This window comes from Parasutterella secunda, from assembly GCF_024733725.1.
GTDB classification, from domain to species: domain Bacteria; phylum Pseudomonadota; class Gammaproteobacteria; order Burkholderiales; family Burkholderiaceae_F; genus Aphodousia; species Aphodousia faecalis.
Map to the genome: position 1 here is coordinate 72,304 of NZ_JANRHP010000007.1, position 26,285 is coordinate 98,588.

Genomic DNA, 26,285 nt, shown 5'->3' on the forward strand with positions numbered 1-26,285 from the left:
TTATGCGATTTTTCTGTTCTCACAATCGGTACAATTCTCTGGTAAACCAATCCTAGGACTTTCTGATGAAAAAAATAGTCGTTTTAATATCCGGACGCGGCAGTAATTTTGTTGCGATTCAGGAAAGTGCTTTGCGTGAAGACTGGGAGCATTCCATCGGAGCGAAAATCGTTGCGGTTATTTCCAATCGCCCGGATGCAAAAGGACTGGAGCTTGCCAAAAATTATGGCATTGATGCGCTTTGCGTGGACCATAAAGCGTTTGAAACACGAGAAGCGTTTGAAGAAAAGCTCTATGAAGTTGTGTCTCAGTACGAACCGGATCTCATTGTTTTGGCTGGTTTTATGAGAATTCTCACGGCGGGTTTTGTGGATCGCTTTGAAGGCAAGATTCTCAATATTCATCCGGCTCTTTTGCCCTCATTTAAGGGGCTTGATACCCATCAACGCGCCATAGACGCTGGTGTCCGCATGGCAGGAACGACAGTTCATTTTGTGACGGCCGCCTTGGATGGCGGAGCCATTATCGCGCAGGCCGCCGTGCCGGTGTTGCCCAGTGATGACGCTCATCGGCTAGCCGATCGAGTGCTTGTCTATGAACATCAAATCTATGCCCGGGCAGTTAAAGCTTGTGTGACCGGAAAAGTGCGCTATGAAAATGAGCGGGCAGTGATGGATGATCAAACCGCGCTTGAACTTACTTTGTTTGGACAAATCTAAATCATGCAGGAAAAGAAAAGAAACCCACGTCGTTCTCAGAGCGGCGGTGAGCGCCGTTTGACAGAAAGACAGCGCGCCGCACGCAGTCGCCAGATCCGTGAAAGCCGTTCGATGACCAAAGATGAACGTCGTCAGAGAGCGGGAGCTCATCATGATATTGATCAGCGTCAGACTCGAACGGGCGGCCCTCGCGTTACCGGACTAATTGTTGACGAATTGGGTAAAGCCCTGTCGACTGTGCTCAAACTTGATGGTCCGGCAGACGTCCTGATGAGTCGTTTTTTCAGACTCAATCATAAGTTGGGTTCACGCGACAGAAGCATCATTGCCGAGGCGATCTTTTACACATTGCGACACCTCTCAACCATTGCCTGGCAAATGAAGCCGATTGTGCCGGCTCGGGCGCCACGACTCACAGCCATGGTGACTCTTTCCCGTATTTATGGGCGCGAAGCACTTGACGAACGGACGGTGGGCAATGACGCGGGACCTTTGGACAATATCCTTCGCAGTAAACCGGGAAATGCGACGGCGTTTGTTCAGTCCGAGTTGCCGTACTGGCTTTATGAACGCTTAAATAAGCAATTTGGCGATGAAGCGCCTGCTCTTTTTGAGTCGATGAAAGAGGGGGCCCCGCTTGACTTGCGTGTCAATCTTTTGAAAGCCAAGCGTGAAGAGGTGATGCAGGAGTTGGCCGAGCACGGTGTGCAGGCTGTGGAGACGCCGATGTCGCCTGACGGCGTGCGCCTGATGACTAAACCGGGATTGACCAGTTGGCCCATCTACCGTGAAGGCAAGATTGATGTGCAGGATGAAGGCAGTCAATTGATTGCCCGGTTGGTGCAGCCAAAGCGCGGTGAAATGGTTTGCGACTTTTGCGCGGGCGCCGGCGGTAAAACCTTGGCCTTGGGCGCGCTGATGCGCTCAACGGGCAGACTGTACGCTTTTGATGTCAATGAAAAGCGTCTCTCGGGTTTAACCCCACGTATGCGTAGGGCGGGTTTGAGCAACGTTCACCCGATTGCGATCAAGACCGAACGCGATGTACGCGTTAAGCGTTTAGCCGGAAAATTTGACCGCGTGCTTGTCGATGCGCCCTGCTCTGGGACGGGTACTTTGCGCCGCAATCCTGATTTGCGTTGGCGAATGAGCGAAGAAGAGCTTGCCCGCATCAACGCGATTCAAGCCAATGTGCTGGAGTCCGCCAGCCGTTTGGTGAAATCCGGCGGTCGTTTGGTTTACGCGACGTGCTCTTTGTTGCGCGAGGAAAACCAAGGAGTGGTGGAGGCTTTTTTGGCTAAGCATCCGGAGTATGAAATCATGGATGCCACCGATGTTTTAGCTAAACAAGGCGTCAATTTACCCGATTGCGCCAAGGCCCATGCGCCATTTTTTGTCATGGCTCCGCATCAGAGCGGCACCGATGGCTTTTTCGGTGCAGTCCTCATCAAAAAAGAAGCGCGTGACGCCTAAGATAGGATAACGAAGGTATACAATCGGAGACGCTCGCTTAAATTAGGCGGGCGTTCTTCATTAGGTGGCTTAATAATGCTTTTTAGCGTTCCGAAATCGTTGGCGTTTTTGTTGGCGACGTGTTCCATGGTGGGACCGTTGTCAGCCAACACGTATATGCCCGGCTTAGGGATGATCGCCGAAGAGTTCGGAGTCGGAGAGGTCGCCGCGTATCAAACACTTTCAAGCTATCTGATCTGCTTTGCCACATCCTCTCTTTTTGTAGGCGCTGTCTCCGATAGCTTGGGCCGAAGGGCCGTGATGATCGGCGGCTTATTGTGTTACGCGTTCTCCTGCGCTATTTGCGCTTTTAGCCCCGGTTATGAAACATTTTTAATCGGTCGTATTTTAATGGGGCTTTTTGCCAGTACCGGAACCGTATTGGCCATGGCTGTGACCCGCGATTTGTTTAGCGGCAGACAGGCTCAGGAGTTGACGAGTCTGATTGCCGTGATTTTCGCCCTGGCGCCGGCACTTGCCCCCATTATCGGCGGTTGGTTGGTTTCGCTTTTCGGTTGGCGAAGTGTTTTCTATTTCCTCTCAACCTTCGCCTGCACCATGGCGCTTATTTGTTTCTTTCTTCTGAAAGAAACGCATCCAAAAGAGCTGCGAACTTCGTTTCATTTTGTGCCGCTTGTTAAGCAATACGCCCTTTCCATGAAAAACATCGCCTTTACCGCCGGCGTTATCTGCAGTGGCTTTGTTTTCATGGGCTCCATTCTTTTTTCTGCTGGTGCTCCTGATTACGTTGAAAACATTATGGGAATGGGGGTGACCGACTTTGGTTATCTGATGATTCCCTTGATTGGTTTTTCGGTGACGGGATCGATTTTTTGCACCAAAATCACTGAAAGATTTGGCGAAGAGCGGACAATGAAAATGCAGATTGCGGTGATGTACGCGGCCGGTATTTTAGGCGTGGCGCTCAACTACTTCTGGCACGTTCCGTATCCCTTCTGCCTTTTCGCTGTCATCGTTTACAGTACGGCCATGAGCGTGGTGCGCCCAATTCTGACGGTCTATAACTTGGATTATTTTCCTCAAAACCGGGGAATGGCCGCCAGTATTCAGCAGTTTTTCCAAACATCTTCTTTTGCCATCTGCGCTGCCCTTTGGGTCCCGGTTGTGATGGGCAGCGCCTGGAAGTACGACTTAGTGTTGCTATTTTGCGGCGTAATGGTCAGCGTTACTTGGCTGATTGTTTTAAAAACCCGTCCGCGCTGTTTGCCTAAAGATTTCTCATCACAGAATCGTTAAAAGCGTCGAAACAATGACCACGCTGCAGGCAACCGACAGTGAATTGAGGTTGGCTGCCATTGATGGTTTGCATTTGGCTTTTATGCAGAAAATAAGACCCACGACTGGTACCGGTGCCCAGGCGATGAGGGCCAGAATTTTTCGGATTTCGTACGGGAAAGGCAACAGATAGTACATGGCTAGCGACATCACAAGGGAGCCGGCCAATCGAATGACAAGCAGTCGTAATAACTCCTTGAGTTGCTCACGGGGCATGACAAAACGGATGCTTTGCCCGAGCAATATCATCGCTAAAAAAGCATTGGCGTTGGCGCCGATCTTTGCCCAATCTACAACCGTGGCCGGAAAGGTGTAGCCGACAAAGGCCAAAATCAGCATGACAAAGTAAGAACAAATCGGACCGGAACTGAACATGCGCTTCAAAATGGTTTTCACCAACGTTAATCCCGTTCCGGTACCTGAGGCGATCGCATAGGTCGTCCCTGTGCACATGATGGAATTGCCGATGTCAAACAGGCAGATGGATAAAAAGCCCGTCGGCGTGACAAATGTCTGAAGAAACGGCATCACGAAAGTGCCCACGTTAAAACCCGACAGATTGAGCATGTCAAAAAGACGATTTTCCGGGTGTTTGCGCGTGATGAGACAGGCGATGCCAATCATGAAAAAGTTTGTGGCCAAACCCAACCCAATCAACCAAAAGTAGCTTGCTTCAATATGCAATCCGTTCAAACAGACGAGGATCAGACAGGGCAACGTGACGTAGAGTAAAAGCCCTGAGAGCGCATGAACGGTATCCTCTTTGAGAATGTGTGTGCGTTTAAGAAAATAACCCACAAAAATAAAGAAAACGAAACCTAAAACCTTCAGTAAGCCTTCCACTTTGGGCAATCCTTGCGAGCAAAAAAATCAGTTGCAGTTGCCGATTGTACGCCTTAGAGCCATTGGGCGGCTTCAATCATTTGACGAACGATGGGGTGTTTGGCTTTAAACAAGTCTTGTTTTGCGATGGATTCAACAATTTGACCGTCATGCAAGAATAAGATCCGGTCGCATAAAGCTGTGAGCGCTTTTAAGTCGTGTGAAATAAAAAGCCAGGCGCTATCGCGCTTAGGGAGTTTTTTCAGTAATTTTACAATTTCTCCCTGAATTGAGGCGTCAAGCGAGCTTAGAGCCTCGTCAAAGATGACTAGTTTAGGTTCGGCAATGAGAGCCCGCGCGATGCACACTCGCTGAAGTTCACCGCCCGAGAGCTCATGAGGGAATCGATTGAGTTTGTCTTTATCAAGTCCAACGGATTGCAAAGCGTCTCTGAGGGATTTTTCTTTCAGTTTTTCTTCAAAATACTTTCTCTCGTCTCCACTTAAATTCTGACATTTGAGTTCAACGGGTTCTGAGAGAATCTCACGTACTGTCCAGGAAGGATCCACAGATTGGGTGTAATTTTGAAAAATAACACTCATGCTGGCACGGTGCTTTTTCCTCCAGGAAAAAAGATTCTCTCCTTCAATTGAAATAGAGCCTTTTTCCGCCTTTTCCAATCCCAAAAGAAGCCGTGCCAAGGTTGTTTTGCCCACACCTGAAGCGCCAGCCAAACCAACAATTTCCGCGCGGTTAATCTGAAGATCAACACCATTTAAAACTGAATGAAATTTTGTCTGTGAGGAAAAAAGTCGTCTGTGAGCGGGATAGGCTTTGCAGAGTCGATGCACTTCAATGAGGCGATTATTGGAAACGTTTTGGAAATTATTTTCGCCTGATTCTCCGATTAGCCCTGTTGAAAGCTGCAACTTTTTAAAAGTGGAACTTAATTCCTCCCGCATCTCAACTAAATGCCGGAAATAAGGTGTTTGGGGTTGGTTAGCAATATTTGCCAAACCGCTCTCCACAATTTGACCGTCTTTCATCACAATGATCCGATCTGCGAGTGCTTGAGCCACTGACAAATGATGAGTGATCACAATCAAGGTGGCGGCGGTCTCTTTTCGGATACGGTTGAGTCCCTGCAAGACTTCTTGAACGGAGAGTGCGTCAAGGGCGCTCGTTGGTTCATCGGCAACCACTATTTCGGGTTTGAGAATCAATGCGCAGGCAATCATGGCACGTTGCAGCATACCGCCTGAGAGCTCATGGGGGTAGTGTGTGAGAACGAAATTCGGGTCAGCTATTCGCAGAGAGCTTAAGGTTTCACAAATGGTTTTCCTTGCCGCTTCTTTTGTGAGCGACGGAAAGTGGGTGATGATTGTCTCGATGAGCTGTGGTCCGACTTTCGTTAGCGGATCGAAGGCGGTGGTCGGTTGCTGGCTTAAATAAAGAATACTTTTGCCGCGATCGCTGCGACTGTAACCCAGAGGCAGAACTTCAGAGCCATGTACTTTAACGGAACCGAAAGCGGCCAGACAAGGCGGAAGCAGTCCGCAGACGGCCTGAAGGGCTAAGGACTTGCCTGCGCCGGACTCACCCAATAATGCCAGGGATTCGCCGGCTTTGACTTCAAAATCGACGCCTTTGAGAATGGCGTATCGTGGATTGGCGCGGGGCACAATCTTGAGATTTCTGACCTCGATGAGATTTTTCAGAGGAAGGTTTTTATCGCTCATAAAAACCTCCGTGTGAAGATGCTCTTTGTTTGGGTTCAAAAACTTGGGCGAGCGCATCGCCCAAAAAGTGCAAAGCAACAACCGTGCATAAAATCATTAAGCCCGCGGGCAGCATTTGCCAGGGGTAGAGAGTCATGACGTTTTTGGCTTCGGCCAACATCATGCCCCACTCCGCCGTTGGCGCAGAAACTCCTAATCCTAAGAAGGATAAGGAGGAAATCATCAAAATAACGCTTCCCGTGTCCAAGGTTGCTAACACAAAGAAATCGGCAAGGACATTCGGAAAGAGGTGTCGTGTCAGAATCCAGCGCCGATCGGCATTATTGACGAGACTAAACCGAATAAAAGCACTGTTTTGGATTCGTTTCGCAAGTGATCGGATCATGCGTGCGTACCATGGCCATTTGGCCACCAAGCAACCGATGATGATGTTTTCTATTCCCGGCCCTAAAAGCCCCACCATGGCTAAGATCATCACTTCACTCGGAAAGGACATCCAGAGGTCGCAAAAGCGCATCATCAGTTCATCGGTTTGGCGGTTGGCCGCCGCACTCACCAGTCCCCAGAGTGTGCCGAAAAGCGCGGTTAAAAGGGTGGCAACAAGAGCCGTGTAGACACTGGATCGGATACCCCAGATCAGTCTTGAAAAAATATCTCGTCCCAAAGCATCGGTTCCTAGCCAATGGGCACTGCAAGGAGATAAAAATTTATTGCCAAGATCAATAGCGGTGGGATCCGCCAGGGGTAAGACTGGTGCAAATAGTCCCAGGGTCAAGACGCAAAACAGAAAACCCGCAGCCAACCGGGCAGTCGGTTTATTCCATAGTGACGAAAGGACAAAAAATAGGCGCTTCATAACGGTCCTTTGCTATTGTCTCTTTGCCTTGGGTCTAGGAACAGGCCAAGCAGATCGCTCACTAGGTTAAAGAAAACAAAAAGAGTGGCCATCAGCAGCACGTAGGCCTGAATAATTGGCAGATCTCGGTTAAATACCGCTTCCACACAAAGGCGTCCGATTCCCGGCCAAGCAAAAATACTCTCGATAATAAAAGCGCCTGCGATTAGCTTCGGGATAGACATTCCTAGGGCCGTGAGCGATGCATGCAAAGAGTTTTTAATCATGTGCCACGTGATGCTTTTTTCCGATAAGCCACGGCCGCGAGCAAAAAGTACCCAGTCTTCGTGGGCAGTTTTGATCATCTCTGAGCGAATCAAACGCATGTAGGTGCCGATGTAGGCAAGTGACAGGGTCACGGCGGGCAATACAACCGATGAGGCTGAGCGCATTCCGTTTGTAGGAAAGACGTTGAGCTGGACCGAAAAAATCCAAATCAGAATTAAAGCTGCCCAGAATCCGGGCATCGACGACGTAAAGAAAATAAAACCGCGAATAAACCAATCGGTTTTTGAATTTTCCGCTCGGGCTGAAAGGGTACCCGCCGCCAGGCTTACCGAGATGATGATCAAAAGAGCGGTAAGCGCCAGAAAAAGCGTAGCGGGAAGGGCTTCGAGGATACTGTTTGTAACCGGAAGTCGGGTGACGTAACTTAGTCCCAAATCACCATGAAGAGCGCCGCTCAACCAATCGGCGTAGCGAGTCAAAAAAGGTTTATCGAGTCCGAATTCCTGGCGGGTGGCTTCAATGAGTTCTGCCGTCGGGAGCATGCCGTTTACGCGAATGGAGGCTTCGGCCGGATCAGTCGATGAAAATTCCGCAATGGCAAACGTAATGATTGTGATACCGATTAATATCGGCACCATGAAAAGCAAACGTTTGAGGAAAAAGCGGAGCATTTGTTCTATTGCAGAAAATCAACACAGCAATTATGGCTGATTACCTGATTCAAAGTACATGGATTCAAACGGAATTTCGTACTGTGAAACTTTGAAATCCACTCCTTTTAATGACGGCGTGTGAACCGCTTTGGTTCTGGAGTACGAAATCGGCACGTACACATCAGCATTGTGAATAGCTTCAAGAATCGTTGAGACCAGAGCCTGTCGTTTATCTTCATTCATCTCGATCATGAAGTCTCCGATCAAGCGGTCAATTTTTTCTTTATTGGGCAGTCCCAGCTGAGCTTGGTAGTCTCCGTGCGCAGGAATGCGCCAGGATGAAAGATAACTTTGTGGGTCATACGGAGCTCCCCACGAAAGCGCGTACTGCAGATCAAAATCGCCGCTTCTTTGGCGATCGAGGAAAATCTGTTTTTCCTCACCGAAAAGATTCACTTTAATGCCGACTTGAGCCAAATCGGCTTGAATGACTTCGGCAATGGTTCTTTCCTGTGCGTTTTGCGCATTAAAGTAGAAGGCAACTTCAGCTTTTATCCCGTTTTTCTCCCGAATGCCGTCTTGAGACGCAACCCACCCCGCTTGATCAAGAAGATCTCGAGCTTTCTGTGGACTGTATTCACGGATTTTTAAATCAACGTCGCAGTAGGGGACATTGCGGGCAAAAAGGGTTGGCGCAGGCTCTTCAAGGTTGTTCAAAACTCCTTTCGCAATTGCTTGTCTGTCAATGGCGTGAGCGATAGCAAGACGCAGTGTCGAGTCTGCGGTAACAGCTCTCTTGGTGTTTAATAAAATGGCTCGGCTTGCAATGGGTTCACTTAAAGAAACCGATAGAGAATGGCTCTTTTGCAGCATGCTTAACGCATCGCTTGTCAATTGGTCACCGTCGGCGCCGAATATCAGGTCAATCTCTCCTTTTTGAAGTGCCATCAACATGGTTTGTGCGTCAGGCAGCACGTTCCATCGGATCGATTTTAATTTTGGTTTTTCACCCCAGTATGTCTCGTTTGTGCTAAAGACCGCGTACTGGTTTCGCTTGTGTTCGGAAAGTTTCCATGGTCCGGTTCCTGCCAGGCACTTCACACCGTTATTCGTGTGACCGTTATCCATGCAGGCGGGAGATATGAAGCGAAAAGGTCTGGAAACACCGAGCTCAATCAATGTAGGGAAATAGGGATGTTTTAAGTGCAGTTCCCACGTTAATTCATCAAGCGCACGGTAAGACTCGATTTCATTGACTAAATTGAGCCATGCATGACGAATTTTATTTTCCAGGATTGCATCAACATTGGCTTTCACGCTTTGCGCGGTAAAGGGGTGACCGTCGGTATAACGAACACCCTCACGCAGATGAAAAGTGTATGTTTTGCCGTCAGCGGAAATATCCCAACTTTTGGCAAGCCACGGTTCAACGCCTTTTGCGGTATTGATGACCAGAGGTTCAAAAACCATGGCCTGAGCCGCCATTTCCCCTAAGTAGAGGTGAGGATTGATATCTCGGATATCTTTCATGCTGGCGTATTCCAGATGGAAACGATCTTGAGTATTTTTATCGGTATCAGACGGCGAACAAGCTGTCAGCCAAATAGAAACAGATACAGCAAAGATTGCTCGTAGAAATGGAGTGTGATAAACGGTTTGCACGTGAAAAACTCCGCCGGATATCCGAATACTGGTTAAAGCGTGATTCAATGATAGGGGAAAGAGTGTGATCTCTCAATGGAAAAAAGGATTAATGAGAGAATTGAAGAAAAAACGAGCAGAAATAGAAAAAGCCCGAAAAATCGGGCTTTTTGGTCGGTACGATACTCAATTACTTGAGCTTCGTTTCCTTATAAACCACATGCTTGCGAGCAACCGGGTCATACTTGGAAATTTCCATCTTGCCCGTGCTCGTACGCTTGTTCTTGGTCGTCGTATAGAAGTGACCCGTACCGGCGGTCGACTCTAACTTGATCTTTTCACGGTTACCCTTTGCCATGGTGAACTCCTATTAGATTTCGCCGCGGGCGCGGAGGTCCGCTAAGACCGCATCAATACCGAGCTTGTCGACCGTACGAAGACCTGCCGCCGTCAGACGCAAACGAACCCAACGGTTTTCGCTTTCAACCCAAAAACGACGATATTGAAGATTGGGCATGAAACGACGCTTGGTTTTGTTGTTTGCGTGAGAGACGCGGTGGCCGACCATCGGCGCTTTGCCGGTGACTTGACACACTCGTGCCATCGCTAACTCCAGTCAAAAAATTAAAACAAAAACAACCCGCCCGAAGTAATGCATCTCACCTCGGTGGGGTCAACGGTATCGAGCATTATACTCATCGCCCCCTGCATACGCAAATTTTTATAAGTTTTATGAGGTGATAGCCCTAGTCTCTATTAATGACAAGGGCGGGCTGTCCATCGTAGCCATAGCGTCGTTTATTGCGGATGATGAGTGTAACGCTCAAAATGAAAGTCAGTGTTTCAGCTAGCGGCACAGAAAGCCAAAGACCAATCTCGCCGATTAAAAGCGGCAGACACTCGATAGCCAGAACGGTAAATAGAAACGTTCTGCAAAAAGAGACAATGGCTGCGCGTTTGCCATCTCCCATGGCTGTGAAGAGGTAGGCGGCAAACATATTGGGACACAGAAGTAACAAGGAAAGTGCAAAGTAGCCGAAATTGGCTAAAACGAGTTCAAAGACCGCCGAGTCCCTCGGAGTGAAGAAAGCCAAGACGGGGGCGGCGAAAATAACCGACATACCATAGGCTGCAAGCGAGAATATCGTCATGATGACGAGACTGTTTTTAAAGACACAGGCCAATTCTGTCCAGTTCTGTTCGCCGTATTTATAGCCTAGAATCGGACCGGTGGCTTCACAAAAACCATAAAAGATGGAATTAAAAACATACGTTGAATAGGATGCAATGGTTAAAGCGGCCACACCGTCAACACCCAACCAATACATAAAAGCTGCATTAAATAAGTAAAGCGTAACGGAAGAGGAAAGACTGCCCACCATTTCAGAAAATCCGCTTGTACATGCGCCTTTAAGAGCTGCCCAGTCGGGACGAGTCAAAATGATTTTGATAGGGGCTTTCGTTCGGCAAAAGAAAATGCCTCCGGCCACCGCCGCGACAATCCAGGAGATAACCGTCGCCAGTGCTCCGCCATACATACCCCAACCTAAAGGCCCCATAAAAACAATATCCAAAACAACATTGGTAAGACCCGAGGCGATTGAAACGGCCAGGCCCAGTTTGGGGAATCCCGCTACAGTGAAAAAAGTCTGAGACAACACGCTCAATAAAAAGCAGGGCATGAAGGCAAGCCAAACAATTTGGTACTCATAGGCATAGGCGTATTGCTCTTCGTTGACATTAAGAAAGTCCAACAGAGGATCTAATAACAAAATACCCAAGAATCCCACGATGACTCCAAAGGCAAATTCCGCGTAAACCAGTGTGCTTAGGGCTCGGTCGGCGCCAGCTGAGTCGCCGGCCCCCATGCGTCGTGAGACAACGGAGCCGCCACCGGCAGAAAGCATGATGCCGACTGCACCCAAAAAGATGGCAAGCGGGAAGATCATATTTAGAGAGGCTAGCGCCACGGTGCCCATGTAGCGACTGATTAAAACACCATCGGCCACCATATAGCTCATGATGAAAAGCGACATCAGCATGCGAGGGAATGTGAAGCGCAACTGTCCTGCGATGCTGAAGTGTTGTCCGAGGATGGTGTTGGTGGGGCGCATAAAAGTAGCTGAAGCTTTGTTTTTTAATACTGCTGTTTTGTTGATTGAAAGCCAAGGTCAATACTAATTCAAATTTTCTGCGACTGTTTGCACAAAATACGCTAAAAAATTTAACGATTAAGCTCAAATGATGAAAACGAGATGATTAAAAAACGGTAGACTTTTGAAATATTTTGAGGGGAACATCCATGCAGGTTTTATTAGCTCAGCCGCGAGGGTTTTGCGCCGGTGTCAATCGGGCCATTGCGATTGTGGAAAAGGCCTTGGCTGTCTACGGCAGTCCGATTTATGTCCGTCATGAAATTGTTCATAACAAGACGGTGGTCAATGAACTGAAAGAAAAAGGCGCGATCTTTGTTGATCATCTAAGCGAAGTGCCCGATGGAGCAACGGCTATTTTGTCGGCCCACGGTGTTCCCAAAAGTGTTAAAGCGTACGCTTCAGGACGAAAGATTCGTCTTTTTGATGCCGCCTGCCCTTTGGTAATGAAAGTGCACCGAGAGGTCGTCAAAATGCATGAAGAGGGATTGACGGTTATTGTGATCGGTCACAAAGGACATGCGGAAGTGGAAGGGACCATGGGACAGGTCGACAACAACATCTACCGTGTCTACACTGATGAAGAAGTTGACGCTCTTAACGTGCCCGATCCCAATAAAGTCGGTTATGTGACGCAGACCACTTTGTCGACGGATGAAACGAAAGAAGTCATTGCTCGGTTGAAGGCCCGTTTCCCATCCATTCGCTCATTGTCGGCAGCGGATATTTGCTACGCCACGCAAAGTCGTCAGGAAGCTGTAAAGAAATTAGCGGCCATGGTTGACTTGGTGTTGGTGATTGGATCCAGTACCAGTTCGAATTCCCGCAGACTCCGTGATAAGGCCCAGCGTGAAGGTGTTCGCGCATTTTTAATTGACAGCGTTGCAGATATTGAACCCTCTTGGTTTGATGGCGTGGAAAAGGTGGGGCTGACAGCCGGCGCTTCAGCGCCTGAGCATTTGGTTCAAGGCGTAGTGGAATACTTAAAGGCAAACGGGGCCACCTCTGTAGAGACCATGCCGGGCGTGCCCGACAGGATTGCTTTCCCGTTGCCAGCGGGTCTTTGATAAAAAAGTGAAAGGAACGATTATGTCTAAAGAAAAACATCAAAGTGCGACACCGGCCACCGATTGGCTCAAACAACATAAGGTCGCCTTTGAACCCTTTTCTTACGAGTATGTTGAGCACGGCGGTACAGCCTCCGTTGCCGCCGCTTTCGGTTTAGATCACCACACGGTTGTTAAAACACTCATTATGGAAGACGAGCACGCGAAGCCCTTGGTGATTCTTATGCATGGTGACTGTGAAGTCAGTACCAAAAATCTTGCCCGTCAAGTGGGAGCAAAACATATCGCACCTTGTAAGCCCGAGCAAGCTCAACGCAATAGCGGCTATCAAGTTGGCGGTACTTCGCCCTTTGGAACTCGAAAACGTATGCCGGTATACGTGCAAAAGACGATTTTGGAATTGCCGGAAATTTACATCAACGGGGGGCGCCGCGGTTTTATTGTGAAAATCAACCCTTCTGTTTTGGTCGATGAATTGGGAGCAAAGCCGGTTGATTGCGCCAATGCGGATTAACCACCAATTGGTGGAAATCGTATGGGAGACCGTACGGCAGAAAACGGTGAGACCCGGTTAGGAGTAGCAAAAAATGCAAACGGAAAAAGATTTTGCTCAGAAAATTTTCACTGATGTTCGTGAGATGTCGAAATCCGACCTGGGCGTTACTCGTTTGGGTTATTCGGAAAAAGAAACTCAGGTATTGAGGTATCTTGAAAAAGTCGCCCTTGGTTTAAGCATGAACTGCTCGTATGACGAGGCGGGCAATCTTTGGATGACTCTTGAAGGAAAACATCCGGAGAGGCCGTTTTTAATGGTGGCCAGTCACGCCGATAGCGTTCCTGAAGGCGGAAATTTTGATGGATTGGCCGGTATCGTGTCAGGACTTTGTGCAGCCAAAGCCATTAAAGAGTCAGGCATTCAATTGGATTGTAACTTAAACGTTGTGGCTTTCCGTTGTGAAGAACAAGGCCTAATCGGTTCTCGTGCGATCTTAGGAACATTGACGCCCGAAGACTTGAATCGTCGTTATCGGCCCGAATGTAAGCTTTTGGGGGAATCGATGCAAGACTGCGGGATTAATCCGCAGGCGTTAGTTCAAGGCAAGGCCTACTTAAATCCGAAGGATGTGGCGGCTTATTTTGAATTACACATTGAACAAGGGCCGAAGTTGGAACAATCTTCTCAAGCAAAGGTTGGCCTGGTAACTGGTATTCGAGGCAATGTCTTTCACCGTGCTATTCGGTGCTTGGGGGAAACCGCTCATTCTGGTGCCATTGATTTTGAGTTTAGACACGATGCTGTGGCTGCTGTCGCTCAGCTTTTTGCCGTCATGCGCGCGCACTGGATTGAAAGGCTCAAAGCGGGCGATGATTTGGTCTACACCAACGGTGTTGTTAATACGCCGCCTTCACAGAGCTTTAACATCATTTCCGGCGAAGTAACCTTTAGCCTTGATATCCGCACACTTTCAGTACAAACGAGAGAATATTTCTATGAGCTCTTTAAGAAAGAAGCTCGAAGGATAGAAGCTGACTTTGGTGTTCGCTTCGAATTTGATCAGGCGTTCTACATTGAGCCAGCCTTAAGTGACGGGTACTTAATTAATAAATTGGAATCTTCGGCTGCTCAAGAAAATATTCCGGTTATTCGTATGCCTTCGGGCGCCGGCCATGATGCCGGTGATATTGCTCAGGAAGGCATTCCGATGGCGATGATTTTTATCGCTAATCAAAACGGTTCACACAATCATCGCGAAGCCATGCGAATGGAAGACTTTTTGTCCGGCGTGCAAATTTTGACTCGTACGCTCAAAGATCTTTAGCCAATGATATCCGCGGCGGCTTCTTTGAGCCGCCAACGAGGCTTAACACCAAATTTCATATTCTTAAAATGACGATTAATGTCATCGGCGCTCATGTGTTTCATTCGCTCTAAACCGGCAGTGGCGATCATCGCCCCATTATCTGTACACAGTTTGATGGGCGGAAAGAATACTTTCATGCCGCGTTTGCGCATTTCATAAACCAAGCGGTTGCGAAGCTGCTTGTTGGCGCTCACGCCTCCTGCGACCACAAGCGTTTTCATTTTTGATTGCTTCATTGCCTTGACAGTTTTTGCCGCCAAAACATCCACGACAGCATCCACAAAAGCTCGGGCTAAATTGGCGCGAAAGGTTTCATCCGTTGCATCGGGTGCATTTTTAACGGCGGTCAATACCGCGGTTTTTAAACCCGAAAAACTCATGTCAAGATTGGGTGAATGAATCATGGGACGGGGCAGTTCAATGGCGCCGGACGTGCCCTTCTCGGCTAAAGCGCTCACGGCGGGACCGCCCGGGTAGCACATGCCCAAGAGCTGTGCCGTTTTATCAAAGGCTTCACCCACCGCATCATCGAGCGTGTCGCCCAACAGTTCATAGTCTCCGAAGCGGTTGACTTTCATGATTTGGGTGTGGCCGCCTGATACTAAAAGCGCGATAAACGGAAATTCGGGAGCGGGATCGGCCAATAAATTAGCCAGCAGGTGCCCTTCCATGTGGTGAATACCAATAACTGGAATATCCAACGCAAAAGCGAGCGCATGAGCAACGCTTACGCCCACTAAAAGAGCGCCGGCCAAGCCCGGTCCTTGCGTAACCGCGATGGCATCAAGGTCAGTCTTGGTTTTGCCAGCCTCTTCGAGCACTTGTTCAATGAGCGGAATAACGCGACGGATATGGTCTCGGCTGGCCAATTCAGGAACCACGCCGCCATAAAGTCGGTGCATGTCAATTTGGGTGTGCACGGCATGAGCCAATAAGCCTTTTTCGCTGTCAATGAGAGCAACGCCCGTTTCGTCACAAGAGGACTCTAAACCAAGAATGAGCATAAATATCAAAAGAATCAATAAGTTATATTGATTCTGCAAGAAAAAAGACAAAAAAATGAAAGGACTATTTCCTTTTATCCGTATTTTATGCGAAAATATGCAACTTTCGGAGGTCGTGCGATACATTCCGAGATGGATTTGTGCGCACTGATCAGATCGGTAAATCAATACCGCAACATTTTTTTATTGACAGGTAAGGTGCCTGATGCCCACTATTCGTGTTAAAGAAAACGAACCGTTTGAAACCGCTCTTCGCCGTTTCAAGCGCACCATTGAAAAGAGCGGTCTTTTGACCGAATTGCGTGCTCGTGAGTTCTATGAAAAGCCCACGGCTGAACGTAAGCGTAAGAAGGCTGCTGCCATCAAGCGTCACTACAAGCGCTTGCGCAGCCAAATGTTGCCGAAGAAGCTCTACTAATTTTCGGACCGCATACAGTTGACGGTCCGATCTAGCGCAGGGACCGTCAGGGCTTGAGCTTTGTGCTTTAAGCCAAAATCACGCGTGCAAAGCTCTGACTGAAGAGAGAGGTTGCACGCGTTTTTTTTCAAAGGAATGGAAATGACGATTAAAGAACAGATCATGGCCGATATGAAGGCCGCGATGAAAGCTCACGATGCAGCTCGTTTGGGAGCTATTCGTCTCTTGATGGCTGCTATCAAGCAAAAAGAAGTGGACGAACGTGTTCAGTGCGCAGATCCCGAGATCATCTCGATCATCGCTAAACTCGTCAAGCAACGCCACGATTCCATCGAACAATACACGGCAGCCAATCGTCAAGACTTGGCCGATAAAGAACAGGCTGAAATTGATGTCTTATCGACCTATTTGCCTAAGCCTCTGACCGAAGAAGAAATTCTTGCCATCATCGATGAAGCCATCGCCGCCATCGGTGCTAACGGCATGGCCGCTATGGGTAAAGTGATGGGCGCGGTCAAGCCCAAGCTTACCGGTCGCGCTGACATGGGTAAGGTTTCTGCGCTGATTAAGCAAAAGTTGACCGCTTAAAACCACAGACCGGACACTTCGCTTAATGATTCCCGAGAGTTTTATCGAAGAGGTTCTTTCCCGCACGGATATCGTGCAGGTGATCGGACGCTATGTGAAGTTGCAGCACAAAGGCAGCAACTGGATGGCCTGTTGTCCGTTTCATAAGGAAAAAACGCCCTCGTTTGCCGTTAACCCCAGCAAGCAATTTTTTAAATGCTTCGGTTGCGGCGAACACGGCACGGCGATTACCTTTTTGATGAAGTTCAAGGGACTGTCCTTTCCTGAAGCTATTAAAGAGCTTGCTGACGATTTAGGGATGGAAGTTCCCGAAGATCGTCAAGCCAAGATCCGTCAGGCTCGAGCTAAAACACTTACTGATTACCTGGCCCAAGCGGCGGATTTTTATCATCAAACACTTTTCCATGATCGCCACGCTATTGAGTATCTCAAGGGACGCGGCATTACGGAAGAGACCGTCAATAAATTTCAATTGGGTTTGTCGCCTGATGCTTGGCAAGGTCTTGAGGCGATTTTTAAAGATAAAGCCTATGACGACCCCAAATTGGAAGAGTCCGGTTTGGTGATCGCTAAAGACGGGCATCGCTATGATCGCTTCAGAAGCAGGGTGATGTACCCGATTCGGAATCCTCGCGGGCAAGTGATTGGTTTCGGGGCGAGAACAATGGTTCCCGGAGAGGAACCTAAATACCTGAATTCACCAGAAACACCCGTATACCACAAGAGTCAGGAGTTATACGGCCTCTACGAGGCCCGGGATGCCATTCATAAAAAGGGCCGCGCCATTGTGTGCGAAGGTTATATGGATGTTATCCAGATGTCCCAAGGCGGCTTCTTGGAAACCGTTGCTGCTCTCGGCACCTCCATTACACCTGAGCACGTAAAAAAACTGTTTCAGCTCTCCGATCATGTTTATTTCTCATTTGACGGAGATGCGGCTGGTTTTAAGGCTGCTCGAAGGGCGATGGAGTCGACTTTGTCCATCATCACTGATACCCAAACTGCTCATTTTGTGCTTTTGCCGCAAGATGAAGATCCGGACAGTCTGATCAAAAGTCAGGGGCCGGAAGCTTTTGAAGCACAGTTGCGCTCCGCTTTTCCGTTGTCCAAATTTTTTGTCATGGACATTGTTCGGGAAGTCAGTCAAGGACAGGGACTGCGTACAGCCGAGGAACGGGCTCAGGCTGTCGCGATTGCAAAACCCTTGTTACAGCGAATGACCGCTCATGCGCTCAGGCAACTGTTGGTGCAGGAGTTTGCGGCGGCCGTTCGCATGGAACCGGCCGAAGTTGCTTCGCTTTGCGGGGTGACGCTTTTGGATGTTCCGCAGACTAAACCGGCCAAAGCGCTTTCCGGTTATGGACGAGATACCAAACAGGGTGAACGCTCCAAGCGTCCCGTACGACCTGTGACAACGGGGCCGGTGTTTACCAACATCAAGCGCCGATTATTGCAGTGCTTCGTGACGCACCCGTCTTGGTTAATCAAGTATTCCGATCAGATTGAATACGAGATGCTCGATACCGTTGATGAGTGGGAAGAGGCGATTGTCAGACTCTGGCATTTAGCTCAAGATCATTCCAAAGGTGAGGGTTTTGAAGAGTCAAAACTGACAACGGGCTATTTACTGTCCTTTATGCAGGGCGATCCCCTCTACAATCGTTTGGCGGATTTGGCTTCCGAGGAAGAGGTGCTGCAAACGCCCGAAGCGGTGGCAGAATTTGAAATCAAGTGTGCTTTTTTGAAATTAGAAAAAGCGCAGCTCGATGCACAAATAGCCGAGCTTTTAAGCATGGAAGAGCGAGGCGAGCCGGTCGAGTCTCAGTATTTGGAACGTCTTTTTAAGCGCAGACAGGATATTCATCGATCGCTCATCGATGAAAGCTCTCAGGCTGTCGATCTTGTTTTAGACAGCCGTCTAAGTGGCTGATACAAGCGAAAGTCCCTATTTTTTGCTTGCCCAATCGCCCGTTAAAGCTCGTATAATCGCAAAACCGTCCGCAACAATAAAAGATTGTTTCATCAATAGACGATTGCGGAGATGATTTGCGAGCCCTTTGATTCGCAAACGACCCGAACTCTCCCTTAGCTGTTTTTCCGTCCGCCCCGGTGTTGTGACGAAGGCATAGAGTGTGTGTATGGCTACTCGAAAGAAAAAGTCGTCCAAAAGCGAACCGCTGACTGTTCAATCCGCCTGCTCTGCGGAAACCACCATCAATATTCTTTTTGATCAACCGCTTCGGATCCAGACGCCTGATCCGAGTATCTTGCCGCAGGCGAGTAACACCAAACGCAAAAGAATGCGTTTGAAAAAATCGCTCGAAAAGGTCTATCAAAACGGAGCAAGTGAGCTGCGTTTGCAAAAACTTCGCGCTTTGATCGTCTCGGCTAAACGAAATGGCTTTGTTACTTACGAGCAGCTAACAGAGGTATTGCCTGAGCAGGTTGAAGACGAGGATGAAGCCATCGCTAAACTTGAGCACGCTTTCAGCTTCTTAGGTATTCAAGTTCTTGAGCAGCCGCCGGCTGAAGACGAAATCTTGCTCAATGATTCGCCCTTATCACTGGTACAGGAGGACGACGATGAGGACGATGACGAGGATGTGCTCTCGCTTGTTGAAAGCGATGTGTCAAGAACGTCGGACCCCATGACAATGTACACGCGTGAAATGGGGGCAGTTCCTCTTTTAACGCGTGAAGAAGAAATTTCGATTGCCCGTCGTATTGAAAACGGCTTTCAGGCAATGATGGAAGCAATCGCCGACAGTCCCTCGGCATTGAAAACGCTTGTGGACATGGCCGATATGCTTCGCGCCGATGAAGTGAGCGTCGAGGCCATAGTCGACGGGGTGACTGACGAGGATATTGATTCAGTTTCAATGGCTGAAGAGAATATGCCGGAGTACGACGAAGAAGCTGATGACGACGTGCAGGAAGTCTCAATCGGTGCTTCTGCGATGAGTTCAGAGCAACTTAAAGTTCTCAAAGAAACGACGCTTGACATCCTTGATACCTGCAAGGGATATTTTGATTGCATGAGCCAATTGCCCGTGGGCAGTGATCAGTATCGTCAGCTTGAAGTGGCGGTTAAAGAGCAATTAATGCGTGTGCGCTTTACGGCTTCGACGGTTCGTACATTGTCAGACTTATTACATGACAAGGCCGAAGCGTTTAAGCGTATTGAGCAGGATGCCCAAAGACTTTTGGTTGATGTTGTCGGAATGCCCAAAGCTGAGTTTGGGCGGCTCTTTCGAGATGAAGGTTTCTCGGAGGTTGCTTTACGCGCCTGTTTGAAATCGGATAAGCCTTACGTTTTGGCGCTCGAGAAGAATTTTGAGTCCATTTTGCGCGTGCAGTCTGAATACAGTTCGTTGGTGACTGAAGCAAGATTGCCTGCCCAGCGCATGCGTGAACTTTATGCTCAAATGTGCAAAGCTGAGCAAAGTGTGCGCGATGCTAAACAAGAAATGATCAATGCCAATCTGCGCCTGGTGATTTCTATTGCAAAGCACTATCTCAACCGCGGACTTCAATTCTTGGATTTAATTCAGGAAGGTAACCTTGGTCTCATGAAGGCGGTTGATAAATTTGAATACAGACGCGGCTACAAGTTTTCAACGTATGCGACTTGGTGGATACGTCAGGCGATCACTCGTGCGCTGGCTGATCAAGGGCGAACCATCCGCATTCCGGTACACATGGTTGAAACGCTCAACAAAATCACGCGAATTTCAAAACAATATCAGCAAGAATACGGCCATGAGCCTTCTTACGCCTACTTAGCTCAAGAGGTTGGACTCACAGAGCGACGTGTCCGAACTATTATGCGGGCTCGCCGTGAGCCCGTCTCAATTGATTCTCCGGTAGGCGATGAAGAGGATTCACATCTGGTTGATTTCATCGAGGACAAAACTTCTTTAGGACCGCTTGAGCGAGCTGAAAATGATAATCTCAAAGAGGTGGTCCACGAAGTGCTTGCCTCATTATCGCCTCGAGAGGCTAAAGTGCTTATGCTTCGGTACGGTATCGATACCAGTACGGAACACACACTTGAAGAACTAGGGCGCCAATTTGTTGTGACCCGTGAGCGCATTCGCCAAATCGAAGCGAAAGCGCTTAGAAAGCTTCGTCATCCCAGTAGAGCGAATAAGCTTAGGGGATTCTTAGATAGTGATAACATTAAAATAATTTGATCTATATCAAATAAATAAAAAAGCCTGTGAATTTTGTTGCACAGGCTTTTCTTTTCTAGTGTATCTTAATAAGTTCGCAGTAGCGGTTTGGTGGCCCTTCGTCATAGGACGAATCTAGTCTGTATCTGTATATCTTAGCCCCGAAACCTCTGCTTATTGTAAATTCGGGTTTTACCTGAAGGTGTTTGTCTTTCTTCTGAAAGAATAAAGCTCTCAGGTGAAATAATCAACGGGAATCGGGTTGGCAGCAATGCTGATCGGACCGGTTGGAGAAAACTCTCTTGCGTGGGTCAAAGGCTAAGAACGCGAAATTCTGTTTATTGCAATGATGTCGGCACGAGTAAAGAATAGGTGCCGTGGGAACTTTTGTTCCATAGGAATTTGCGCGTTGTAAGTTTTGCCTTCGTTGTTCGCAAGTTGGGTATTTTCCTTCCGATGAAGTTACTGAATATTTGTACGAAATGATGAAAAAAGCGACTGTCAAAAAAGCAACCTCTAAAAAGACGGACCGCAGCGCCGATAAGGCAGAGGTTTTGGTCAATGAGGCTTCTATGGGTGAAGATCTCAATGAGTGGTTGCACTCACATGAGCAGTTGGATTTTGATCTCAAGGGCAGTTTAAAGCTCGATGATGACGAGTATGCCCAAGAGGAGCTCGATGAAGAAGAGCTCGAAGAAGAGATTGAAGAAGCTGAGGAGCTGTCTGAAGAAGGTTTCGAAGACGGTTTTGAGGAGCTTCCCAAGGTAGAAAAGCGAAAGGGCGGACGCAAAAAGAGTGACCCGATCGCTGACTTGATGCCTGTGCAGCCTGAGCATGAAGAAGGCGCCGAAAACGGCTATCGCCAATTGGTTCGTTTCGGCCGTTCGCGTGGTTGGGTGACCATCGCTGAAATCAATGACTTGTTGCCCGAAAGCGCCTTACGCTCTGAAGATGCCTTGACGGAAATCACATTGGGTTTGGGCCGCTTCGGTGTGCAGGTGTTTGACCACACGCCTGACGAAGACACGGTGGCGATGTTGGCCGAGCAACAGGCAACGGTCGATGATGATATCGATGAAGAAGATGCCGCAACGATTTTGACACCTGAAGAAAGCGCTGGTCTTTCCAAAGATCCGCTTCGCGCCTATTTGCGTGGTGTCGGCAGCCATAAACTCTTAACCCGTGAAGGCGAAATTGAAGTCGCCAAGAGTATCGAACAGCACCGCGCCCGTTTGGTACAGGTGGTGCTGATGTCGCCGCTCTCCATTCAAGAGTTGTTGGTCTTGGCTCAAAAGATTCGTGAAGGATCCGAAACGATCGACAACGTGATCGACGGTTTCACCGACGTGGCCGGAGAAGAAATTCAAGACGACAGTGGTGATTTGAACACCGATATCGGTGCTGCCGCTATGACGGTTGAGCAGCTTGAGGAAATGAAAGAGCGTGCTCTGGAGATGTTTGATCGTTTGAAGGGATACCTTGAGACGATGCGGGAAAGTTTCGGTGATCCTGCTAAGAAGAAGGATTTCGAGCGTGCTCGCCAAAATATCTCCGATGAACTGTCCATCGTGCGTTTCTCTGTGAAGACGGTGACGCATTTGGCCGACATTCTTGCTGAACATATGTCCAAGGTGACCGATACCATGTACGCCATGCGCGACGTGATGGTCAACAAGGCTCATATGCCTCAAGAACGTTTTGTCAAAGGATTTAATGAACGCTGCTGCGATCGTCAATGGCTCAATGATGAAGTGGCAAGTGGTGAACCCTGGTCTGCGGCATTGGAACAGCATCGTGGTGTTTTCGAAGAATTGCAGGCTCGACTGATCGGATTGCAAGACGATGCAAGCTTACCCATCGCTGAACAGCGTGACCTGCACCGCAGTATGACCGTTGCTCAAGCAAGTTTGTCGAAGGCCAAGGCTAAGATGATCGAAGCTAACCTACGCTTGGTCATCTCGATTGCCAAGGGTTACGTCAATCGCGGCTTGGCCATGCCGGACCTCATTCAGGAAGGCAATTTGGGTTTGATGAAGGCTGTGGACAAGTTTGAATACCGCCGTGGATACAAGTTCTCAACCTATGCCACGTGGTGGGTGCGTCAGGCTGTAACGCGTGCGGTCGCCGACTACGGTAATACGATTCGTATTCCGGTGCATATGACAGAGTCTTACAACAAGATTCGTCGCATTAAGCAAAAATACCTGCAAGAGCACGGCAAACAGCCCTCTGACAATGAATTGGCTCAATTGTCCGGAGTGCCGTTACCCAAGGTACAGTTGTTGATCCAAGCCATGCGTGGTGTTGAATCCATCGACGCACCGATTGGTGACGATGAAGACGCAACAAAGCTTGACTTTGTCCGCGGTGATGAAGAACAGGATCCGCAACGCCGCTTCATGGTGACAGCGATGGAAGAAGAGATTAAAAAATCACTTGATCGTTTGACCGATCGTGAAGCTACGGTTCTGCGTTTGCGCTACGGAATCGGAACCAGTCATGACCATACGCTCGAGGAAGTGGGTCGCTCAATGGGTTTGACGCGTGAACGTGTTCGTCAGATCGAAAGCGCGGCCATTCGTAAATTGCGCAGCCCGGATTTTGCTGAAAGACTGCGTGATTACGTGCAGACTCGTTAACGATTAATTTTTTAACTGTCAGGCCACTCTTATCGCAAGGTACGAGTGGCCTTTTTCGAAAATATGACCCAATACAATCCCTGGCGCTTTTGTGTGGCGCCGATGCTTGACTGGACCGATCTTCACTGCCGCTATTTTCATCGGCAACTGTCTCGACATGCGAGACTGTACACAGAGATGGTGACAACGGGCGCCATTATTTACGGTGATAAAGCCAGACATCTGAACTTCAATAAAGAAGAGCACCCGGTGGCCCTGCAGTTAGGCGGCAGCGATCCGAAGGACTTGGCTTTATGTGCCAAGATTGCCCAAGATTGGGGCTATGATGAAATTAATCTCAATTGCGGTTGCCCCAGTGAACGTGTGCAACGCGGTTCATTCGGAGCCTGTTTGATGGCCGAGCCTCAATTGGTAGCCGATTGTTGCAAGGCGATGCAGGATGCTGTTGATATTGATGTAACAGTTAAACACCGTATCGGTATTGACAAGGTTGAAGATTATGGTTTTGTTCGTGACTTTGTCGGGACGCTCTACGAAGCAGGTGTTAGAACCTTTATCGTACATACACGCAATGCTTGGTTAAAAGGATTAAGTCCGAAAGAAAACCGAGAGGTACCGCCATTAAGACGAGAAGTCGCTTTTGATTTGAAACGGGATTTTCCGACAGCCACCATTGTCATTAATGGACAAGTTGATACGTTAGAGTTGGCTGAAGAGTTGCTGCAAAAGGTTGACGGAGTAATGATGGGCCGAGCAGCTTATAAGACGCCGTGGGTTTTAAGTGATGTAGATGCCAGACTTTTTGCTGATATGCATCCGGTTGCAAGCCGCGAAGAATTAATTGAGATAATGACTCAATATATTCGCCGCGAAACACCGACTGACAGTCATGTACCGCGTGCAACGGCTAAAGCGATGATAGGTCTTTTACAAGGACTAGCCGGTGCTCGCTTTTATCGCCGCACTCTGTCCGATCCGGCCGCATTTGCTGAAACCGGTACAGAGGTGCTTAAGGCTGCATTCGCTAGCGCTGGTTGGGGAGAGCGCCTGACAGATGATCGTCGTGATGATGATGAATTCTGATGGTGGCTCTATATAATGGGCAGAATCTGAAAAACTATGATGTGTTGCTCGTGAAAGCGGGTAAAAAGAGGTTTTATGAAAATATTGGTAGCCGTGAAACGGGTTGTTGACTACAACGTGAAAGTCCGCCTCAATGAGGCGGGTGAGCCTGATACAGCCACAGTCAAAATGTCTATTAATCCCTTCGATGAAATTGCCACTGAGTGCGCCGTTCAATTGAAGGAAAAGGGAATCGCCTCTGAGGTGGTGGCCGTAACGATTGGAGCTCAGAAAAGTCTCGATACGTTACGCGTAGCCATGGCGATGGGGGCTGACCGTGGGATTCACGTCCTGAGTGAAGAGTTGATTCAACCGTTGCAAGTGGCCAAGATCCTTCAAAAAATCGTCGAAAAAGAAAATCCCGACATGATCATTGTGGGCAAACAGGCCATTGACAATGATGCCAATCAGGTTGGTCAAATGCTTGCCACGTATTGCAATATCCCGCAAGCCAGTTTTGCCTCCAAGTTGGAAATCGCCAATAGTGCTGAAGCATTGGTCACACGTGAGGTCGACGGGGGTGTGCAGACAGTGGCTGTTAAGCTTCCGGCTGTTATTACGGCGGACTTGCGTTTGGCTGAACCGCGTTATGTAACGTTGCCCAACATGATGAAAGCCAAGAAAAAGCCGGTGGAAACAATTGAAGTGGGTACACTCGGCGTTGACATCGCTCATCGTCTCAAACCGGTGAGCTACAGCATGCCGAAAAAAGAAAAGAACGGTCAGATGTTAAGTTCTGTGTCTGAACTCATCAACAAGCTTCAGACCGAAGCAAAAGTACTGTAGGAAGGAGAATGTTTATGCGAGCTTTAGTGATTGGTGAAGTCAACGCCGCAGGCATTAAGCCTACAGCCGCGAGTTTGGTGACGGCGGCCGTTAAAGCTGCCGGTGTAACGGATATGCTTCTTTTGGGGCAGGGACAATCTGCGCAAGATGTGGCAAAGACTTTTAGTGGTGTTGAGACTGTTTTCGTTAATCCCGCTGACGGTGAAAATATCTTAACCGAGTCGCTCTCCAAAGCGGTTGTTGCTTTGGTCAAAGAACATGGATATAGCCATGTGTTTTTTGAAGCGAGTTCGATGGGTAAAAGTGTCATGCCCCGTGTGGCAGCGCTATTGGATGTTGCTCCGCTTTCTGATGTCACGGCGGTTATTGATGCGCAAACGTATGTTCGTCCGATTTTCGCCGGAAGCATTGAAGTGACGCTTAAAGATGAAGAACCGGTGATTGTCGCGAGTATTCGTGCAACGGCTTTTGATGCTTGTGAAAAGAACGGTCAAGCGCAAATAGTCATGAATGCACCGTTTCCTGAAACGATGAGAACCCGCAAAGTAAGTTTTGAAGCCGTCAAAACGGATAGACCGGCACTGCAAGGCGCACGAATTGTGGTGGCTGGTGGCCGTGGTCTCGAAGATGAGGAAGGCTTTAAAAAGTTGGCTCAATTGGCTGATCGTTTGGGAGCGGCCATTGGTGCAACACGTGCCGTTGTGGATTTGGGTTTATGTCCTAACGATTGGCAAGTTGGTCAAACGGGTAAGATTATTGCTCCCGATTTATACATTGCCATCGGTATTTCAGGGGCCATGCAGCATATTGCAGGGATTAAAGACGCCAAGGTTGTAGTAGCGATCAATAATGATCCTGAAGCACCGATCTTTGAAGTGGCCGATTACGGTTTGGTCATGGATGCAAAGGCAGGCATTGATGAGCTGCTTAAAGAGTTGAATTGATAGCGGTCTTTGCTTAAAGAAAATT

23 protein-coding genes are annotated in these 26,285 nt (G+C 48.5%); 14 read left to right on the forward strand and 9 right to left on the reverse strand.

Features of this window, described 5'->3' with window-relative positions; all coding sequences use genetic code 11:
• Window positions 1-65: 65 nt before the first annotated feature.
• The 3 genes from purN to NW199_RS07545 all read left to right on the forward strand — a co-directional run bounded on the left by purN (window position 66) and on the right by NW199_RS07545 (window position 3,488).
• Window positions 66-719, forward strand: coding sequence for a phosphoribosylglycinamide formyltransferase (purN, locus tag NW199_RS07535; RefSeq protein ID WP_249092537.1), 654 nt, complete (start codon window positions 66-68; stop codon window positions 717-719).
• Window positions 720-722: 3 nt separating this feature from the next.
• Window positions 723-2,192, forward strand: a complete 1,470-nt coding sequence (locus NW199_RS07540; protein WP_258334162.1) for an RsmB/NOP family class I SAM-dependent RNA methyltransferase — start codon at window positions 723-725, stop codon at window positions 2,190-2,192.
• Window positions 2,193-2,267: 75 nt separating this feature from the next.
• Window positions 2,268-3,488: a multidrug effflux MFS transporter gene (locus NW199_RS07545; RefSeq protein ID WP_249092539.1), complete on the forward strand. Its 1,221-nt coding sequence runs from the start codon at window positions 2,268-2,270 to the stop codon at window positions 3,486-3,488.
• On the opposite strand, the gene NW199_RS07550 is transcribed toward NW199_RS07545, so the two are convergent.
• The 8 genes from NW199_RS07550 to NW199_RS07585 form a co-directional block, all read right to left on the reverse strand.
• Window positions 3,474-4,370 carry an AEC family transporter gene (locus tag NW199_RS07550; protein ID WP_258334163.1) on the reverse strand — a complete coding sequence of 299 codons (897 nt, stop codon included), beginning with the start codon at window positions 4,368-4,370 and terminating at the stop codon, window positions 3,474-3,476. The genes NW199_RS07545 and NW199_RS07550 overlap by 15 nt on opposite strands.
• A gap of 53 nt (window positions 4,371-4,423) precedes the next feature.
• Window positions 4,424-6,088: an ABC transporter ATP-binding protein gene (locus tag NW199_RS07555; protein ID WP_258334164.1), complete on the reverse strand. Its 1,665-nt coding sequence runs from the start codon at window positions 6,086-6,088 to the stop codon at window positions 4,424-4,426.
• Entirely contained in the window at window positions 6,078-6,944 is an 867-nt protein-coding gene (locus NW199_RS07560; protein ID WP_258334165.1) for an ABC transporter permease, read from the reverse strand. Before NW199_RS07560 ends, NW199_RS07555 begins: the two co-directional genes overlap by 11 nt.
• A complete protein-coding gene (gene opp1B, locus NW199_RS07565; protein ID WP_258334166.1) occupies window positions 6,941-7,882 on the reverse strand; it encodes a nickel/cobalt ABC transporter permease in 942 nt (313 codons plus the stop codon). Before opp1B ends, NW199_RS07560 begins: the two co-directional genes overlap by 4 nt.
• Before the next feature lie 30 nt (window positions 7,883-7,912).
• On the reverse strand, window positions 7,913-9,526 hold the full coding sequence (nikA, locus tag NW199_RS07570; protein WP_258334167.1) for a nickel ABC transporter substrate-binding protein: 1,614 nt from the start codon (window positions 9,524-9,526) through the stop codon (window positions 7,913-7,915).
• A gap of 169 nt (window positions 9,527-9,695) precedes the next feature.
• Window positions 9,696-9,863 (reverse strand): 50S ribosomal protein L33, encoded by a 168-nt coding sequence (gene rpmG, locus NW199_RS07575; RefSeq protein ID WP_022472349.1) that lies wholly within the window; start codon window positions 9,861-9,863, stop codon window positions 9,696-9,698.
• Window positions 9,864-9,875: 12 nt separating this feature from the next.
• Window positions 9,876-10,109, reverse strand: a complete 234-nt coding sequence (rpmB, locus tag NW199_RS07580; protein WP_022472348.1) for a 50S ribosomal protein L28 — start codon at window positions 10,107-10,109, stop codon at window positions 9,876-9,878.
• Between the two features lie 142 nt (window positions 10,110-10,251).
• Window positions 10,252-11,619 carry an MATE family efflux transporter gene (locus NW199_RS07585; protein ID WP_258334168.1) on the reverse strand — a complete coding sequence of 456 codons (1,368 nt, stop codon included), beginning with the start codon at window positions 11,617-11,619 and terminating at the stop codon, window positions 10,252-10,254.
• A gap of 188 nt (window positions 11,620-11,807) precedes the next feature.
• Between NW199_RS07585 and ispH the strand changes: the two genes are divergently transcribed.
• The 3 genes from ispH to NW199_RS07600 all read left to right on the forward strand — a co-directional run bounded on the left by ispH (window position 11,808) and on the right by NW199_RS07600 (window position 14,545).
• Window positions 11,808-12,725: a 4-hydroxy-3-methylbut-2-enyl diphosphate reductase gene (gene ispH, locus NW199_RS07590; protein WP_022472346.1), complete on the forward strand. Its 918-nt coding sequence runs from the start codon at window positions 11,808-11,810 to the stop codon at window positions 12,723-12,725.
• 22 nt (window positions 12,726-12,747) lie between these two features.
• Window positions 12,748-13,239 (forward strand): Cys-tRNA(Pro) deacylase, encoded by a 492-nt coding sequence (gene ybaK, locus NW199_RS07595; protein ID WP_022472345.1) that lies wholly within the window; start codon window positions 12,748-12,750, stop codon window positions 13,237-13,239.
• A gap of 73 nt (window positions 13,240-13,312) precedes the next feature.
• Window positions 13,313-14,545: a Zn-dependent hydrolase gene (locus NW199_RS07600; RefSeq protein ID WP_258334169.1), complete on the forward strand. Its 1,233-nt coding sequence runs from the start codon at window positions 13,313-13,315 to the stop codon at window positions 14,543-14,545.
• Here the strand turns inward: NW199_RS07600 and tsaD are convergent.
• The gene (gene tsaD / locus NW199_RS07605; protein ID WP_258334170.1) at window positions 14,542-15,591 is read right to left on the reverse strand and encodes a tRNA (adenosine(37)-N6)-threonylcarbamoyltransferase complex transferase subunit TsaD; all 1,050 of its coding nucleotides are present in this window, start codon (window positions 15,589-15,591) and stop codon (window positions 14,542-14,544) included. The two genes, NW199_RS07600 and tsaD, sit on opposite strands and share 4 nt — an antisense overlap.
• Before the next feature lie 205 nt (window positions 15,592-15,796).
• Here tsaD and rpsU point away from each other — a divergent pair, with 205 nt between their 5' ends.
• The 8 genes from rpsU (at window position 15,797) to NW199_RS07645 (ending at window position 26,260) form a co-directional block, all read left to right on the forward strand.
• The gene (gene rpsU / locus NW199_RS07610; protein ID WP_022472342.1) at window positions 15,797-16,009 is read left to right on the forward strand and encodes a 30S ribosomal protein S21; all 213 of its coding nucleotides are present in this window, start codon (window positions 15,797-15,799) and stop codon (window positions 16,007-16,009) included.
• A 141-nt stretch (window positions 16,010-16,150) separates the two neighbouring features.
• Window positions 16,151-16,597 (forward strand): GatB/YqeY domain-containing protein, encoded by a 447-nt coding sequence (locus tag NW199_RS07615; protein ID WP_258334171.1) that lies wholly within the window; start codon window positions 16,151-16,153, stop codon window positions 16,595-16,597.
• A 25-nt stretch (window positions 16,598-16,622) separates the two neighbouring features.
• Window positions 16,623-18,527, forward strand: coding sequence for a DNA primase (dnaG, locus tag NW199_RS07620; protein ID WP_258334172.1), 1,905 nt, complete (start codon window positions 16,623-16,625; stop codon window positions 18,525-18,527).
• A 208-nt stretch (window positions 18,528-18,735) separates the two neighbouring features.
• Window positions 18,736-20,790, forward strand: coding sequence for an RNA polymerase sigma factor RpoD (gene rpoD, locus NW199_RS07625; RefSeq protein WP_258334173.1), 2,055 nt, complete (start codon window positions 18,736-18,738; stop codon window positions 20,788-20,790).
• A 461-nt stretch (window positions 20,791-21,251) separates the two neighbouring features.
• Window positions 21,252-23,408, forward strand: a complete 2,157-nt coding sequence (gene rpoD, locus NW199_RS07630) for an RNA polymerase sigma factor RpoD (RefSeq protein WP_258334174.1) — start codon at window positions 21,252-21,254, stop codon at window positions 23,406-23,408.
• A 63-nt stretch (window positions 23,409-23,471) separates the two neighbouring features.
• Window positions 23,472-24,491: a tRNA dihydrouridine(20/20a) synthase DusA gene (gene dusA / locus NW199_RS07635; protein WP_258334176.1), complete on the forward strand. Its 1,020-nt coding sequence runs from the start codon at window positions 23,472-23,474 to the stop codon at window positions 24,489-24,491.
• A 75-nt stretch (window positions 24,492-24,566) separates the two neighbouring features.
• Window positions 24,567-25,316 (forward strand): electron transfer flavoprotein subunit beta/FixA family protein, encoded by a 750-nt coding sequence (locus tag NW199_RS07640; protein WP_022472336.1) that lies wholly within the window; start codon window positions 24,567-24,569, stop codon window positions 25,314-25,316.
• Window positions 25,317-25,330: 14 nt separating this feature from the next.
• A complete protein-coding gene (locus NW199_RS07645; RefSeq protein WP_022472335.1) occupies window positions 25,331-26,260 on the forward strand; it encodes an electron transfer flavoprotein subunit alpha/FixB family protein in 930 nt (309 codons plus the stop codon).
• Window positions 26,261-26,285: the final 25 nt, after the last annotated feature.